Genomic DNA, 14,937 nt, shown 5'->3' with positions numbered 1-14,937 from the left:
TTTTGTCCAATAACCGCCGCACAGCTTCGGCGCTGCGGCGAAGGACCCGGTTAAATGACTGAAGCTCCGGAAATCCGGAGCTTCAGTCATTTAAGTTGGGCGGTGCTTCAGCTTTCGCCGGCGGAATCCGAGCGGCCGGTGATGGTCTGGGGAATCCAGAATGCCAGGGCGAACAGGACCAGGCAGGCGGCCATCGGCCACGGGTTGCCCAGGGTCAGGAAGCTCAGAGAGTAGAGGGAAGCGCCGAAGAGGACCATCATCAGGACGAACAAGATGATGCTGGAGCCGAGGCTGTTCTCGTTCTGCGGCGTCTGCTGGGTCTTGACGGTATTGCTGGACATTCGTTCCTCCTCGGCCCCGTGGGGCTCAAAACTGTGGCGGCTGCCGGATCGGATCAGTAAGCGGACGAACCCTGTTCACCCTTGACGATCGCGATCCCGGAGCTGGCGCCAATACGTGTTGCACCTGCAGCAATCATAGCCTGTGCATCCGCGAGCGAACGCACCCCGCCCGAGGCCTTGACACCGAGGTCAGGACCCACAGTGCGGCGCATCAGCGCGACGTCCCCGGCGGTGGCGCCGCCGCCGTTGAAGCCGGTGGAGGTCTTCACGAAATCGGCGCCCGCCTCCACAGCGGCCTCGCAGGCGAGGACCTTCTGGGCGTCGTTGAGCAACGCCGTTTCGATGATGACTTTCAGGATCGCGCCGCCTTCGTGCACGGCATCGGCGACGGCTGTGATGTCATCGACGAGGGCTCCCTTGTCGTTGGCCCGGGCCGCGGCGATGTTGATCACCATGTCGACTTCCTCGGCACCGTCCAGCACTGCGCCGCGGGCCTCAAAGGCCTTGACGTCGCTCGGGGTGGCGCCCAGCGGGAAACCGACGACGGAGCACGTCAGCACCCCGGTTCCCTTCAGTGCCTTCTTGACCGTCTTGACCCAAACCGGGTTGACGCACACAGACTTGAACCGGTACTCGGCGGCCTCGGCACAGACCTTGAGGACCTCGGCCTCGCTTGCCTCCGGCTTGAGCAGGGTGTGGTCGATGTAGGAGGCAATATTGGCGGGGGTGGTGCTTCCGGCAGTCGCGGCGGCTAGGTTGCTCATGGGGTCCCTTCGTGGCTTCTCAGGTGTCCATCTTGCCACAATGGGCCTCCTTCCGGAGGGCGTCCGATCAGGGGCCCGCAAGTGTTCAGGCAGCCTCCGCGAGGGGCTCTGCCAGTCCGGCCTGGAGCAGCTGGGACGCGCAGACCGAGGCAGCGGAGGAGGCGGCCACGAGCAGACCCAGCCGGACTCCGTCGAACACGGCAGCGTCCCCGATAGCCCAGATGCCCGGGACGGAGGTTCGGAAGTCGCGGCCGATGACGATTCCGCCCTGGCGGGCGGTCTTCAGCCCGGCGCTGACCGCGAGGGCATCGCGGGCAATCGGTTCCTCGGCCAGGACCACCAGGTCCCCGGCCATGCTGGAGCCGTCCTCGAACACAATCCCGGCGGCCGTGAGTGTGGAACCGGCCAGGGTGGGAACGACGGAGGCCGGCCGCTGCGTGGTGCGGATGGGAGGGACGCCGCGGGCGCGCAGCACTGCCTCGGCCTGGCCCGCGGCGGTCCCGGTGCCGACCAGGATGCCCAGCGGCCGCCGGCCAAGGACGCGCGTGACATCCTTGACGGCTTCGCCCAGCCGGGCGGCGTCGTCGATGGTGGAGTAGCTCAGGCACCGGCCTTCCCCTGCCAGCGGCGCACCGGCGGGGGAGGACCCGGTCGCGATGACCAGCTGGTCGTAGCTGAATTCCAGCCCGTCCGACGTCGTGACATAGCGGCTGTCCGGGTCGATGTAGCTGGCCGGCTGGCCGAAGTGCACGGAAACCTGGGGGAGGGCGGCGAGTTCCAGCAGCTCCTCGGGGGCGTCATCACGGTTGCTGAGCACGGTGATGCCGCCGGCGAACGTTGTCCGGGTGAGCTGGCGGACGAGGGCCTGCGCGGCCGGGCCGGCTCCGGCGATGACGATCCGGGGGCGGGCCTGGGAATCGGCTGGAACGGTGGAGGTGGCGGACATGGTGAGGCCCTTTCGCTGGTGGCCGGTGGTGTGGCCTGACTGCTTGATGGAACCCAGCGTAGGCGGGCGATCTTTCCGGCGTGTTTCCCCGGTGTTGCCGGATTTTCGCCGGCCGTTCGCCAATGTTTACCGGCCGGTAATGGCGTGCGTCACACGCGGATCCGGTAGCCGCGCTTCACCACGGTTTCCACGAGCCGGCCGTCCGGCAGGGCGGAACGCAGCCTGCTGACCGTCATGTCCAGGGCATGCACGGAACCGCGGAGTTCCAGCAGTTCGGACAGCGACTCACGGGAGAGCACCGCGCCGCCGGCGCCCATCAGCGCCCGCAGCAGCAGCAGGGGGGCGGGCGCCAGTTCGATGGGCTCGCCGTCGATCCGCAGCGAACGGCCGCGGAGTTCCACCCGGCCCGACACGGTGTCCAGGCGGCGGACGTGGTTGAGGGCAAGGTGCTCCACCACCAGCCGGATGAGGGCGCCCATCCGGAACCGGTCCGGGACCAGCGGCTGCAGTCCGGCATCGATGAGCGGCTGCGCCGTGATGGGGCCGACGACGGCGGTGGACACGGTGGTCTTCAGGCTCTCCACGAGCTGCTTGTACAGGCCCATCTCGTGCGCCGTGCTCCACATGGCATCCACCGCGGGGGCGCTGGTAAAGGTCAGAACATCCAGGTTGCCGCTGCAGGCGGCCTCGATCAGCCGCGGCAGCCGGTCCTCGCCGTCGGGCTTGACCCACCGGTACGGGGTGACGGTCAGGACCGTGGCGCCGGACATCCGGAGGCGTTCGAGCTGGCGGACGTCGGTGTAGCCGTGCAGCTGCACCGCGACGGTCTTGCCGCGCACCCCCTCGGCCAGGAGCATGTCCACCAGCGTGGCGGTGGTTTCGTCGCTGCTGATCCCGACGTCGGCCAGCCCGGCGGCGCGGACGGCGCCGCGGGCCTTGGGCCCGCGGACGAACATGCGGGTGGCGCCGAGGGTTTCCAGCAGCTGCTCGCCGATCCCGAAGGTGTCCGCGGCCTCGCACCAGCGCCGCATGCCGTAGGCGGTGGTGGCGATGCACAGCTCGGGGCGGGCGGCGATGATGGCCCGGGTGTCCTCGATCAGGCTCACGTCCTCCTGCACGGGGGCGATCTTCAGCGCCGGTGCATGCAGCACCTCGGCGCCGCGCCGCTCCAGGGCTTCGATCAGGTCCTGGGAGCGGCGGTGCGAGGTCACGCCGATCCGGAAGCCCTCCAGCGGCAGCTCGACAGCCTCCGCCACAGTGTCCGGCGCGGGGTCGGGGCCGGCACCGGGCGGCCCGGCCGGGGCGATGGCGTTGAGTGCGCTCACGGCTCTCACGCTCCCATCAGGGACGCGGCGAGGCGGTCCAGCTCGGCTTCGGCTTCCGCGCAGCCGCGGTTGGCCTCGGCCACCCGGACGACGTCGCCGATCACCAGCACGGCCGGGTTGCTGCAGCCAGCAGCCGCCGTCGTGATGGTGCCCAGCTCGGCGATGGTGGTCCGCTGGCCGGGGCGGTAACCGCGTTCGACGACGGCCATCGGCATGTCCGCGCGCATTCCCGCCCGGCGGAGGCCGGCGGCGAGCTGGTGCAGGGTGCCGATGCCCATCAGCACCACAATGGTCCCGCCCAGTCCCGCGAGGTGGGTGTGTTCCTTCTCGGTCAGCGGGGCGTGGCCGGAGACCACGGTGAACATGTGGCTGACCTCGCGGTGCGTGACCGGGATACCGGCTGCGGCAGGGACGGAGATGGCGCTCGTCACGCCGGAGATCACCCGGACGGGGACGCCGGCCTTCACGCAGGCGGCCACTTCCTCGCCGCCGCGGCCGAACACGTACGGGTCGCCGCCCTTGAGCCGCACCACGTTCTTTCCGGCCAGGGCCGCTTCCACCATGAGTTCCTGGATGCCGGACTGGCTGACCGGGTGGTGGCCGGGGCGCTTGCCCACATCCACCAGCTCGGCCGTGCTCAGCGCGGGCAGTTCCTGGTACGGGGCCAGCCGGTCGTAGAAGATGACGTCGGCATCCCGCAGGGCCTTGACCGCCGCGACGGTCAGCAGCTCGGTGGTTCCGGGGCCGCCGCCGACCAGGGTGACGTGGCTGGCAGGCCCGGCGGCGGGTTCCGCCGCAACCGGGATGCCGGTGTCCCGGCAGCGGTCCAGCAGCGCCTCCCAGCCGGGCTGGCCGTCGTCGACCGCGGCGACCAGGAACGGGCGCTCCGGCAGGGGGCCGTCGTGGCGGGAACCGGCCGGGCTGCTGAGCCGTGAGACGACGGCGCCGGCCGCCACGTAGCGGCGGACTGCCTGGCGGGCTGCGGCGTCCGAGCCGGTGACCAGGACTTCGCGTCCGGTGAGTTCAATGGTGAGCTGCATGGCTATACCTCGTTCTCGTCAAGCAGTTCCGGAGTGGTGGCACGGACCGGGATGGAAGAACCGATCAGGACTGGCTGCTGGGCCTTTTCTTCTGCGGTGGCGGGGCGCATCTGGCCGCGCTCGTCAGGGACGAAGGAGATCGAGTCATCCAACTGGCCCGGGGCGTTGACGAAGGACCGGAAGCGGCGGAGGCGCTCGGGATCCTTGAGGGTGTCCGCCCATTCGTCCTGGTAGGTGTCCACGTGCCTGGCCATGGCCGCTTCGAGGTCCGCGGCGATGCCCAGGGTGTCGTGCACCACCACGTCCTCGACGTGCCTGATGCCGCCGTCGAGCTCCTCCTGCCAGCGTGCGGTGCGCTGCAGGCGGTCCGCGGTGCGGATGTAGTACATAAAGTAGCGGTCGATGTACTTGATGAGGGTTTCGTCGTCCAGGTCCTTGGCCAGCAGCTGGGCGTGCGCCGGGGTGGCTCCGCCGTTGCCGCCGACGTACAGGTTCCAGCCGTCCGCGGTGGCGATGACGCCGACATCCTTGCCCCGGGCCTCGGCGCATTCGCGGGCACACCCGGAGACGCCCATTTTCAGTTTGTGCGGGCTGCGGAGGCCGCGGTACCGCAGCTCAAGCGCGATGGCCATGGCCACCGAGTCCTGGACCCCGAAGCGGCACCACGTGGAGCCGACGCAGGACTTCACGGTGCGCAGGCTCTTGCCGTAGGCCTGGCCGGATTCGAACCCGGCATCCACCAGCAGCTTCCAGATTTCGGGCAGCTGCTCCAGCCGGGCACCGAACATGTCAATCCGCTGGCCGCCGGTGATTTTGGTGTAGAGGCCGTACTGTTCCGCGACCGCGGCGATCACACCGAGCTTCTTCGGGGTGATCTCGCCGCCGGCGATGCGCGGGACCACCGAATAGGTGCCGTCCTTCTGCATGTTGGCCAGGGCCCGGTCGTTGGTGTCCTGCAGGGTGCCGCGGCCGGCGTCGAGGACGTAGGCGCTGTTCTGGCTGGCCAGGATGTTGGCGATGGTCGGCTTGCAGATGTCGCAGCCGTCGCCGGTGCCGTACTTGGCCATGATCTCCTCGAAGGAGGCCAGTTCCAGGACACGGATGGTCTCGAAGAGTTCCTGGCGGGACAGTTCGATGTGCTCGCACAGTGCCTTCGAGACCTCGACGCCGGACTTGGTGAGTTCGGTCTCCAGCAGCTTCTTGAGCATCGGCACGCAGGAACCGCAGCTGGTGCCGGCGCGGGTGCAGCCCTTGAGTTCGCCGAGCTCCTGGACGGGCGCGTTGCCGTCGCATGCACCGCAGCCGTTGACGGTGTCGCGGATGGTTCCGGCCGTCACGTTGTTGCAGGAACACAGGATGGCGTCGTCCGGAAGTTGGGTCTCCAAGACTTCGTCCCCGGCGTCGCCGCCGGCCGCGGTGAGGTAGGCGCCGGGTTCGGCGGCGAGTTCGCGGCCCAGCATGGGGCGCAGGGACGTGTACGGGGTGGCGTCCCCGACGAAGATGCCGCCGAGCAGGGTCTTTGCATCGTCCGTGGTGACGATCTTCTGGTAGACGCCGCGGGCCGGGTCGGCGTAGACGATTTCCAGGGCGTGCTCGGTCCGGGCGAAGGCGTCGCCGAAGCTGGCGACGTCGACGCCGGAGAGCTTGAGCTTGGTTGCGGTGTCGAAGCCCGGGAAGGTTGCGTCGCCGCCGTGCAGCCGGTCCGCGACGATCTCCGCCATGGTGTTGGCAGGGGCCACGAGGCCCAGGCACATGCCGCCGAAGTTGGCGACTTCGCCGATCGCCCAGATGCCGGGGACCTGCGTTTCGCAGCCGTCGGAGATCACGACGCCGCCGCGCGGGCCGAGCTGGAACAGCGCTGTGTCCAGCGGTGCTGTGCCTGCAGTCGCTGTGCCTGCAGTCGCTGTGCCTTCAGTCGCTGTGCCTGCAGCCGCCGTGCCGTTGGCGGTGCGGAACAGCTCGTCGCGGGGCTTCACGCCGATCGCGACGATCACCAGGTCGGCGTCGATGATGCGCCCGTCAGCCATCAGCACGCCGGTGACCTGGCCGCCGTCGTCGGAGAGGACTTCGGAAGGGAAGACCCCGCCGTGGACGGTGAAGCCCTTGGCCTCGATCAGGCGGCCGAGGGCCTGCCCGGCGCCCTCGTCCAGCTGGGTGTTCATGAGCCAGGGGGAACCGTTGATGACGATCGGGGTGGCACCGAGCTGTTCGGTGCCGGCCGCGGACTCGAGGCCCAGCAGCCCGCCGCCGATGGTGACGGCGTTGACCTGGCGGCCGAGCTTCTCCGTCAGTTCCGCGATGGCCTTGTTGATGGCCCAGACATCTTCCAGCGTGCGGTAGACGTGGGTGAGCTCGGACCCCGGGATCGGCAGGCGGGCGGCGTCGGAGCCGGTGGCGACCACCAGCTCGTCGTACGGGTAGACGGTGCCGGCCGCGGTGCTGACGGTCTTGCCCGCGATGTCGATGCCGGTGACGCGCTCGCCGGTCTGCAAGGTGAGTGCCTCGTGGTCCCACATCGAGGCGCTGCCAAGGGTGAGGTCGACGTCGGCGTCGGTGAGGGCTTTGCTCAGCGCGACGCGGTCATAAGGGAGGTGTGCTTCCTCGGTGAGGACGGTGACGTTCCAGCCGTCGAGGCCCCGGGCGTGCATGGCGTCGGCGAAACGGTGGGCGGCAGGGCCGCCGCCCGCAACCACGATGCGGCGCGGTGTTTTAGTGCGCTCTGCGCCCTGGTTCCGGGGGCTTGCAGTCTGTCCGGTCACGGTGGGCCTTTCGCATGGGCCGCAGTCGGTGCTCTGCGGCCTTCTCAATCGAGGTGTCCATCCAGACTAGGCAAGCGCAGTTTCGCTTCAGTTTCCCTTATGTTTCGTGATCTTAACTTCTGCATCACGGATGCGTTTCCGGCTGCGTGAGGTCTCTTTTACCCGCCGGACACATTCACTGCATGCGGCCGAAACACCCCGGACCTAGCGTGGGTATATGGCCGCAGGAGCGGCTGAGCCCGGGAGAGATGTACCAGAGAGGGGCCGGAATGACTGCCGTAGTTGAGAGCGCAGCACGGAGCTTTGTTGAACACCCCAGCTATGGGACCGGCTGGCACCGCGTGTGCGCCGTGGAGGACCTGGAACCGGCCTGGGGCGAGGCCGCGCTGATCGCGGGCCGCCAGGTGGCATTGTTCCGCACGGCATCCGGTGAGGTTTTTGCCGTCGCGCAGGAGGACCCTGCGACCGGGGCGCACGTGATGGCCCGGGGCATCACCGGTTCCCGCGGGACGCGGGCGACCCTCGCCTCGCCGCTGCATAAAGAGGTCTATGACCTCGCAACAGGCGAATGCCTGGCCACGCCGGGACTCCGGCTCCCGACCTTCGGTACCCGGATTGTGGACGGGTACATTGAGGTCGAGCTGTAGGGACTGAACCCCGGGGAGGTTACAGCCCGAGCGCCTCGCGGACGTCCGCCAGGACGCCGTCGAGCGCGGCGCGGGCCTCGTGCCGCGCAGCCGGCAGTTCGGCGGCCGATCCGACGTTGCGGATGACCTCCAGGTAGCACTTGAGCTTCGGCTCGGTACCGCTGGGGCGGATGATGATGCGGCTGAGATCCTTGGTCAGGTACAGCAGGCCGTCGGTGGGCGGCAGTTGGGCGCTGCCCTCGGCGAGGTCCGTGACGCTTTCGACGGCGGAGCCGCCAAAGGATTCCGGCGGGCTGACGCGCAGACGGTTCATCATGGCGTCCAGCAGGCCAAGGTCCGCGACCCGGATGCTGAGCTGGTCGCTGGCATGCAGCCCGTGGACCAGGTACAGCTCATCGAGCGTGTCGAAGATGGTCTTGCCCCCGGCCTTTGCTGCTGCCGCGAATTCGGCGATCAGCACCGCCGCGGAGATCCCGTCCTTGTCCCGGACCAGGGAGGGGGCGACGCAGTACCCCAGCGCCTCTTCATAGCCGTACAGCAGACCGGGAACACGGGCGATCCACTTGAAGCCGGTGAGGGTTTCCTCATGGGCGTAGCCTGCCGCGGCAGCGATCCGCGCGAGCAGCCGCGAGGACACGATCGAATTCGCGAAGACCCCCGCCGTGTTTTCTCCGCTGCCGCTGCCGGCCGCCAGCCGCGCCACGATGTGCGCGCCGAGCAGGGCGCCCACCTCGTCGCCGCGCAGCATGCGCCAGGAACCGGTGTCCGGATCCTTCGCGGCCACCGCGGCGCGGTCCGCGTCGGGGTCGTTGGCGATCACGATGTCCGCATCCACCCGGACGGCGGTTTCGAGGGCCAGGTCCAGGGCGCCGGGCTCTTCGGGGTTGGGGAAGTTCACGGTGGGGAAGTCGGGGTCCGGTTCGGCCTGCTCGCTCACCAGGGTGACGTCGGCAAAGCCGGCTGCGTGCAGCACAGCCACTGCGGTCCCGCCGCCCACGCCGTGCATGGGGGTCAGGACAATCTTGAGGTCCCGGGCCGGGAAGAGCTCCGGGACGGCGAGGGCCGCGGCGGCGGCCTCGTAGTCGGCAGCGATGGACGGATCCAGCACGGTCCAGCCCTCCGGGGCCAGGGCGACGCCGGACAGCTCACCGACGGCGTCGATTTTCGCCGCGATGAGGGCGTCGTACGGGGCCACGATCTGCGCGCCGCGGCCGCTCTCCTCGACCGCGTGCCGGCCCAGGTAGACCTTGTAGCCGTTGTCCTGCGGCGGGTTGTGGCTGGCGGTGACCATCACGCCGCCGTCGCACTCCAGCGCCCGCACCGCATAGGCGAGCAGCGGGGTGGGCAGGGCGGACGGCATCAGGAAAGTCTCCACACCGGCGGCGGTGAGGATGGCGGCGGTTTCTTCCGCGAAGATGTCCGAGTTGTGCCGGGCGTCGTAGCCGACGACGGCGCGCGGCCGGGTGCCGGGGGCGGCCTGGGCGACGGCGTCGGTGAGGAAGGCCGTGAACCCCGCGGCGGCGCGGCGCACCACCACGCGGTTCATCCGGTTCGGGCCGGGGCCGAGGGCTGCACGCAGGCCCGCGGTGCCGAACTGGAGGGTGCCGTTGAAACTGTCGGCGAGCTCCTGGCGGGCCGAGGCGGCGCCGTCGTCAGCGAGCCGGACCAGCTCGGTCAGGGCGGCGGCGGTGGCGGGATCCGGGTCCTGGGCGGCCCAGGTCCGGGCGTCGCTCAGCAGGCGGGTGAGGTCGGCAGCAGAAGACGTCATAGGAACCAAACTAGTGCCAATCGCCGCGGATGCCTCCCCGACAAGCGAGAGTCCGCCTTACAGATCGGTCACAACCGTCTTGCCCGCCAGGCCTTGACAGCCATTTTTCCGGACACGTAGCGTCTGGAATATGAAGATGGGCCGTGGGGTGGAGTGGGCCGTGCACAGCTGCGTCAACATGGCGTGGACGCCGGCCGGCGAGGCGGTCAACAGTGCCCGGCTCGCGGGGTACTACAAACTCCCGGGCGCCTACCTCAACAAGCAGCTCCAGGCGCTGGTCCGCGCCGGGATCCTCGGCTCCGTCTCCGGCCCCCGCGGCGGGTTCCACCTGGCGCGCAGGCCGGAAAACGTCACCGTCCTGGACATTGTCCTGGCCCTGGAAGGGCCCGGACCGGTGTTCCGCTGCGAAGGCATCCTGGGCAACGTTCCCGATGCCGACACGGAGCACAACTTCGTCCGGACCTGCCTGATCTCCCAGACCATGCGCCAGGCCGAACTCGCCTGGCGGCAGGCGCTGGCCCGGCAGACCATCGCCGGGATTGCAGACTCGATGGAGCGGCGGTACCCCCAGGACAGGGCGAAAGCGGTGCGCTACCTCGCGCCCGGGGGCTGATCCCTTAGAGCTTGGCGATGATCTCGGCGAGCAGTTTGGAGATGCGCGGTCCCGCGGCCTGCCCGGCTTCGAGGACTTCCTCGTGGCTCAGCGGCACCGGGCTGATGCCGGCGGCGAGGTTGGTCACGAGCGAAATGCCGAAGACCTCCATGCCCGCGTGGCGGCCGGCGATGGCCTCGAGCGCGGTGGACATGCCCACCAGGGACGCGCCGATCCGCTTGGCGTACTGCACCTCCGCAGGGGTTTCGTAGTGCGGGCCGGTGAACTGGGCGTAGATGCCTTCGTCCAGTGTGGGGTCGACTTCGCGGGCCAGGCCGCGGATCCGCGAGGAGTACAGGTCGGTGAGGTCCACGAAGGTGGCGCCCTCGAGCGGTGAGGTGGCGGTGAGGTTGATGTGGTCGCTGATCAGCACGGGGGTGCCGGGAGTCCAGTCCTCGTTGAGGCCACCGCACCCGTTGGTCAGGACGAGGGTCTTGCAGCCGGCCGCCGCGGCGGTGCGGACCCCGTGGACGACGGCGCGGACGCCTTTGCCTTCGTAGTAATGGGTGCGGGCGCCCAGGACCAGGGCGCGCTTGCCCTCCTTGGTCAGCACGGAGCGGATCGTGCCGACGTGGCCCACCACCGACGGGGAGGAGAAACCGGGGACCTCGTCCGCGGAGAGGGTGGCGGTGGTTTCGCCGATCAGGTCGGCGGCGTCGGCCCAGCCCGAGCCGAGTACCAGCGCGACGTCGTGCGCGTCGATGCCGGTCTCTTCGGAGATGTAGTCGGCGGCGGCGCGGGCGGCGTCGAAGGGGTCCGTGTTCAGGAATTCTGTTGTACTCACCGGTACAAGTTATCCTGCCGGCGGCGTGCTGCCCAGCACCGTGGGCTGTGTGGTGCCGGGTGTGGTGAGGACCCGGATTCTTGGTGGTGCCGGTCCAAATGGTGGACAATGGCTGATTGTGACTACGCATCCCGATTTCAGCTCACCCCGCATCGCAATCCTGGGCGGAGGGCCCGGCGGCTACGAAGCTGCCATGGTCGCCGCCTCCCTTGGCGCGAAGGTCACCATCATCGAACGGGCGGGGCTCGGCGGCTCCGCGGTGCTGACCGACGTCGTGCCGTCCAAGACGCTCATTGCGACGGCGGACCTGATGACCCGCGTCGGCGAGGCCGGCGAGCTGGGCGTCAAGTTCGACCTCGACGGCGGCGACTGCACCCCGACGATGCGCGCTGACCTCAAGCACATCAACGATCGCCTGCTGCGCCTGGCCCGGCAGCAGTCTGCCGACATCCAGAAGGGCCTGGAGAACCAGGGCGTCCGGATCATGCTCGGCTCCGGCAGGATGCTGGACAGCCACACCATCGAGGTCCTCACCGCCGACGGCACGGAAATCATTGAGGCGGACGCGATCCTGCTGGCCGTCGGCGCCCACCCGCGCGAGCTGCCCACCGCCCGCCCGGACGGCGTCCGGATCCTGAACTGGGCCCAGATCTACAACATGGACGAACTCCCCGAGGACCTGATCGTGGTCGGCTCCGGCGTGACCGGCGCCGAGTTCGCCTCCGCCTACAACGGCCTCGGGTCCCGGGTCACCCTGATTTCCAGCCGCGACCGGGTGCTGCCCGGCTCGGACACCGACGCCGCCGAGGTCCTGGAGGGCGTCTTCGAACGCCGGGGCGTGAAGGTGCTCTCCCGCGCCCGCGCCGAGACCGTCGAGCGCACCGAGGACGGCGTCATCGTTACCCTCGGCGACGGGTCCAAGGTCACCGGCAGCCACTGCCTGGTCGCCGTTGGCTCCATCCCGAACACCGCCGGGATCGGCCTCGAGGAGGCCGGTGTGGCGCTCACGGAGAGCGGCCACATCAAGGTCGACGGCGTCTCCCGCACCACCGCGCCGAACATCTACGCCGCCGGCGACTGCACCGGCGTGCTGGCGCTCGCTTCCGTGGCCGCGATGCAGGGCCGGATCGCGATCGCCCACTTCCTGGGCGACAGCGTGATGCCGCTCAAGCTGCACCAGGTCGCGTCCAACATCTTCACCTCGCCCGAGATCGCGAATGTGGGCGTCTCCGAGGCCGAGATCGAGTCCGGCAAGTACCAGGCCGACATCGTGAAGCTCTCGCTGCGCAGCAACGCCCGCGCCAAGATGCGCAACCACCGCGACGGCTTCATCAAGATCTTCGCCCGCAAGGGCTCCGGCACCGTGATCGGCGGGGTCGTGGTGGGTCCGAACGCCTCCGAGCTGATCTTCGCGATCTCCCTCGCGGTCACCCAGAAACTGCACGTCGACGACGTCGCCAGCACCTTCACGGTGTACCCGTCGCTGAGCGGTTCGATCTCCGAAGCGGCCCGGCGCCTGCACGTGCACATGTAGCCTCCGGTCTAACGGAGACACAAAAGGACCCGGCGGCAGCTGCCGCCGGGTCCTTTTGTGCCTCCGCTGGAACGGGTCCGGCGCTAGAACGGGTACGGGGCGATGTCCGGCCGGACGGTGAGCCACTGGATTTCGGTGAAGGACTCCATGTTGGCGTGGTGTCCGCCGATCCGGGAGCCGTTGCCCGAGCTCTTCATCCCGCCGAACGGTGAGTTCGCCTCGTCGGACACCGTCTGTTCGTTGATGTGGACCTTGCCGGAGTCGAGCTGGTCGGCGATGGTCATCGCCATGCCGACGTCGCCCAGGATGCCGATGGAGAGGCCGTACTCGTTGCCGTTGGCCAGTGCCACGGCTTCCTCCACGGTGGAGAACTTCATGACCGGGGCCACGGGACCGAAGATCTCGTCCTTCCACGCCGGGCTGGCCACGTCCAGGTCGGCGAGGACGGTGGGCTGGTAGAACCTGCCGTCGTGTGTGCCGCCGGCGGCCAGCCGTGCCCCGCCCTGCACCGCATCCTGGACGATCGAATCGACCCGGTGCAACTGCTTCTCGTCGATGATGGGGCCCAAGGCCACGGTCCCGCTCTTCGGATCGCCGACCGGAAGATGCGCGGCCTTCTCCGCGAGGGCGCTGACATAGTCGTCGTAGATGTCGTCGTGGACGATGTGGCGCCCGGCGGCCATGCAGATCTGGCCCTGGTGCATAAAGGACCCGAAGGCCGCCGCGGAGGCGGCCTTGGGCAGGTCTGCGCCCGGCAGCACGATGAGCGCGTTATTCCCGCCGAGTTCCAGGTGCGCGCGCTTGAGCAGCCGCCCGGCCGTCTCGCCAATCTTCCGGCCGGCCGCCGTCGAGCCGGTGAAGGCGATGACCCTGACCTCGGGTGCCTCGACGACGGCGGCGCCGATGTCGGCCCCGCCCGGCAGCAGTGACAGGAGTCCGGGCGGGAGTCCGGCTTCCTCGAAGATCCGCACCAGGGTGACCCCGCCGCAGACCGCGGTCCGGGGGTCCGGCTTGAGCAGCACGGCGTTGCCGAGAGCCAGCGCGGGGGCGACGGCGCGGATCGAGAGGATCAGCGGGAAGTTGAACGGCGCAATCACGGACACGACGCCGACCGGACGTCGGCGGGCGAAGGACCAGCGGTTCTCGTTTGAGGTGAGCACGTCCCCGGCGGGGAGGGAGGGCAGCGCCGAGGCGTCGTAGCATTCGTTGGCGGCGATGTGCGTTTCCAGCCCCGCCTTGGGCGGAATGCCGCCGGACTCGCGCACGATCCAGTCCTGGATCTCGGCCGCATGCTCCTCCCAGAGCAGCCCGGCGCGGCGCAGTACGGCGGCGCGGTCCTCGGGGTTCAGTTTCGCCCAGTCCTTCTGGGCGGCCGCCGCCGTCGTCGCGGCTTCACGGACGTCCGCCACGGACGCCAGGCCATAGCTGCCCAGCGTCCCGCCGGTGGCAGGTTCGACTGCGTCGGCTGTCCCGCCGCCGCCCGGGCGCCAGCCGTTGAGGTAGATCTTGCCCTCCCAGAGGGAGGAGTCGAGCAGGGACATGTCCTGTCCTTTCGTGGGTATACGTCGTGCCGCACCGCCGGCCGACTGTGAACCGGGCCGGGCCTTTGTACATCACATGCCGCCGGGCCGCGGCCGTCAAGGGCGCGGTGCGCTTTCGAGACGGCGGGGACGTTCGGCCCTACCTGTTGCCAGTGCCGCGGGGACACAGTGGAACATGGCCAAGATCTATCTCCCGTACGGGAGCGTTGAAGGACAGACAGCCCAGATTGCGGAATACATCGCCGAGCTGATCCGGGCCCACGGGCACCAGGCAGAGGCGGCGGACCTCAAGCGCTCCGGGGACACCTTTCCGGGCGGGTTCGACGGCGTCATCGTTGCCGCCTCGGTGCATATGGGCAAGCATGAGAAGTTTGTGGCCGACTTTGTCCGGAAAAACCGCGGTGAGCTGGAGCGTCTCCCGTCCGCCCTGATTTCGGTCAGCCTGGCCGCCCACGGCGACGAGCAGAGCGCGGAGAGCTACGTTGAGAAGTTCGAGGAGGAAACCGGCTGGCATCCTGCCCATGTCGGGATGTTCGCCGGCGCCCTGCTCTACACCCACTACAACTTCATCACACGCCAGCTGATGAAGAAGATCACTAAGGACAAGGGGTCCCCGGACCTGGATACGGGCCGCGACTACGTCTATACCGAGTGGGACGGCGTGCGGCGGTTCACCGAAGACTTCCTGGCGGGATTTACTGCCCCGCCGCGTCAGGCGCAGGCTTAGCCTCGATCCACCGGTTGTGTTTGATGGGGCGGGGTCGTTCTGATCTAGGTCTGGGTTCGGTCGGTGGGCATGACGGGGTTCCCGGCCTTGCTGCCGGTGGTGTTCCGTG

13 protein-coding genes are annotated in these 14,937 nt (G+C 69.0%); 4 read left to right on the top strand and 9 right to left on the bottom strand.

From position 1 onward, the window contains the following. Positions 1–107: 107 nt before the first annotated feature. The 6 genes from ACZY0Y_RS01310 to nirB form a co-directional block, all read right to left on the bottom strand. Positions 108–341, bottom strand: coding sequence for a hypothetical protein (locus ACZY0Y_RS01310; RefSeq protein ID WP_463884300.1), 234 nt, complete (start codon positions 339–341; stop codon positions 108–110). Between the two features lie 53 nt (positions 342–394). Further along, positions 395–1,105 carry a deoxyribose-phosphate aldolase gene (deoC, locus tag ACZY0Y_RS01305; protein WP_463956525.1) on the bottom strand — a complete coding sequence of 237 codons (711 nt, stop codon included), beginning with the start codon at positions 1,103–1,105 and terminating at the stop codon, positions 395–397. Between the two features lie 85 nt (positions 1,106–1,190). Next, complete coding sequence (locus ACZY0Y_RS01300) at positions 1,191–2,051, bottom strand: FAD-dependent oxidoreductase (RefSeq protein ID WP_463884294.1); 861 nt, start codon at positions 2,049–2,051, stop codon at positions 1,191–1,193. A gap of 149 nt (positions 2,052–2,200) precedes the next feature. Then, positions 2,201–3,376: a uroporphyrinogen-III synthase gene (locus tag ACZY0Y_RS01295; RefSeq protein WP_463956524.1), complete on the bottom strand. Its 1,176-nt coding sequence runs from the start codon at positions 3,374–3,376 to the stop codon at positions 2,201–2,203. A gap of 5 nt (positions 3,377–3,381) precedes the next feature. Next, positions 3,382–4,416, bottom strand: a complete 1,035-nt coding sequence (gene cobA, locus ACZY0Y_RS01290; protein ID WP_463956523.1) for a uroporphyrinogen-III C-methyltransferase — start codon at positions 4,414–4,416, stop codon at positions 3,382–3,384. A 2-nt stretch (positions 4,417–4,418) separates the two neighbouring features. Continuing rightward, positions 4,419–7,175: a nitrite reductase large subunit NirB gene (gene nirB, locus ACZY0Y_RS01285; protein ID WP_463956522.1), complete on the bottom strand. Its 2,757-nt coding sequence runs from the start codon at positions 7,173–7,175 to the stop codon at positions 4,419–4,421. 269 nt (positions 7,176–7,444) lie between these two features. On the opposite strand from nirB, the gene nirD reads away from it, so the two are divergent. Further along, complete coding sequence (nirD, locus tag ACZY0Y_RS01280) at positions 7,445–7,822, top strand: nitrite reductase small subunit NirD (protein ID WP_463956521.1); 378 nt, start codon at positions 7,445–7,447, stop codon at positions 7,820–7,822. Between the two features lie 19 nt (positions 7,823–7,841). On the opposite strand, the gene ACZY0Y_RS01275 is transcribed toward nirD, so the two are convergent. Next, the gene (locus tag ACZY0Y_RS01275) at positions 7,842–9,590 is read right to left on the bottom strand and encodes a phospho-sugar mutase (RefSeq protein WP_463956520.1); all 1,749 of its coding nucleotides are present in this window, start codon (positions 9,588–9,590) and stop codon (positions 7,842–7,844) included. Positions 9,591–9,720: 130 nt separating this feature from the next. Here ACZY0Y_RS01275 and ACZY0Y_RS01270 point away from each other — a divergent pair, with 130 nt between their 5' ends. Next, on the top strand, positions 9,721–10,203 hold the full coding sequence (locus tag ACZY0Y_RS01270; protein ID WP_463956519.1) for an RrF2 family transcriptional regulator: 483 nt from the start codon (positions 9,721–9,723) through the stop codon (positions 10,201–10,203). 4 nt (positions 10,204–10,207) lie between these two features. Here ACZY0Y_RS01270 and ACZY0Y_RS01265 read toward each other — a convergent pair whose 3' ends face one another. Further along, complete coding sequence (locus ACZY0Y_RS01265) at positions 10,208–11,026, bottom strand: purine-nucleoside phosphorylase (protein ID WP_463956518.1); 819 nt, start codon at positions 11,024–11,026, stop codon at positions 10,208–10,210. Between the two features lie 118 nt (positions 11,027–11,144). Between ACZY0Y_RS01265 and ACZY0Y_RS01260 the strand changes: the two genes are divergently transcribed. After that, positions 11,145–12,560, top strand: coding sequence for an NAD(P)H-quinone dehydrogenase (locus ACZY0Y_RS01260; protein WP_463884281.1), 1,416 nt, complete (start codon positions 11,145–11,147; stop codon positions 12,558–12,560). Positions 12,561–12,643: 83 nt separating this feature from the next. On the opposite strand, the gene ACZY0Y_RS01255 is transcribed toward ACZY0Y_RS01260, so the two are convergent. Further along, positions 12,644–14,101 carry a benzaldehyde dehydrogenase gene (locus ACZY0Y_RS01255; protein ID WP_463956517.1) on the bottom strand — a complete coding sequence of 486 codons (1,458 nt, stop codon included), beginning with the start codon at positions 14,099–14,101 and terminating at the stop codon, positions 12,644–12,646. A 175-nt stretch (positions 14,102–14,276) separates the two neighbouring features. On the opposite strand from ACZY0Y_RS01255, the gene ACZY0Y_RS01250 reads away from it, so the two are divergent. Beyond that, a complete protein-coding gene (locus tag ACZY0Y_RS01250; RefSeq protein WP_463956516.1) occupies positions 14,277–14,828 on the top strand; it encodes a flavodoxin domain-containing protein in 552 nt (183 codons plus the stop codon). Positions 14,829–14,937 lie beyond the last annotated feature (109 nt).

It is taken from the genome of Pseudarthrobacter kochi (assembly GCF_055412805.1).
The sequence above is the reverse complement of the archived record's forward strand: the minus strand, read 5'-3'. Positions and strand labels throughout refer to the sequence as shown.

What these genes read in the sequence shown, in the direction of transcription:
- ACZY0Y_RS01270 (WP_463956519.1), top strand. Translation starts at nt 9,721, where the DNA reads ATGAAGATGGGCCGTGGGGTGGAGTGGGCCGTGCACAGCTGCGTCAAC.
- cobA (WP_463956523.1), bottom strand. Translation starts at nt 4,416, where the DNA reads ATGCAGCTCACCATTGAACTCACCGGACGCGAAGTCCTGGTCACCGGC.
- ACZY0Y_RS01300 (WP_463884294.1), bottom strand. Translation starts at nt 2,051, where the DNA reads ATGTCCGCCACCTCCACCGTTCCAGCCGATTCCCAGGCCCGCCCCCGG.
- nirD (WP_463956521.1), top strand. Translation starts at nt 7,445, where the DNA reads ATGACTGCCGTAGTTGAGAGCGCAGCACGGAGCTTTGTTGAACACCCC.
- ACZY0Y_RS01275 (WP_463956520.1), bottom strand. Translation starts at nt 9,590, where the DNA reads ATGACGTCTTCTGCTGCCGACCTCACCCGCCTGCTGAGCGACGCCCGG.
- ACZY0Y_RS01310 (WP_463884300.1), bottom strand. Translation starts at nt 341, where the DNA reads ATGTCCAGCAATACCGTCAAGACCCAGCAGACGCCGCAGAACGAGAAC.
- deoC (WP_463956525.1), bottom strand. Translation starts at nt 1,105, where the DNA reads ATGAGCAACCTAGCCGCCGCGACTGCCGGAAGCACCACCCCCGCCAAT.
- ACZY0Y_RS01255 (WP_463956517.1), bottom strand. Translation starts at nt 14,101, where the DNA reads ATGTCCCTGCTCGACTCCTCCCTCTGGGAGGGCAAGATCTACCTCAAC.
- ACZY0Y_RS01250 (WP_463956516.1), top strand. Translation starts at nt 14,277, where the DNA reads ATGGCCAAGATCTATCTCCCGTACGGGAGCGTTGAAGGACAGACAGCC.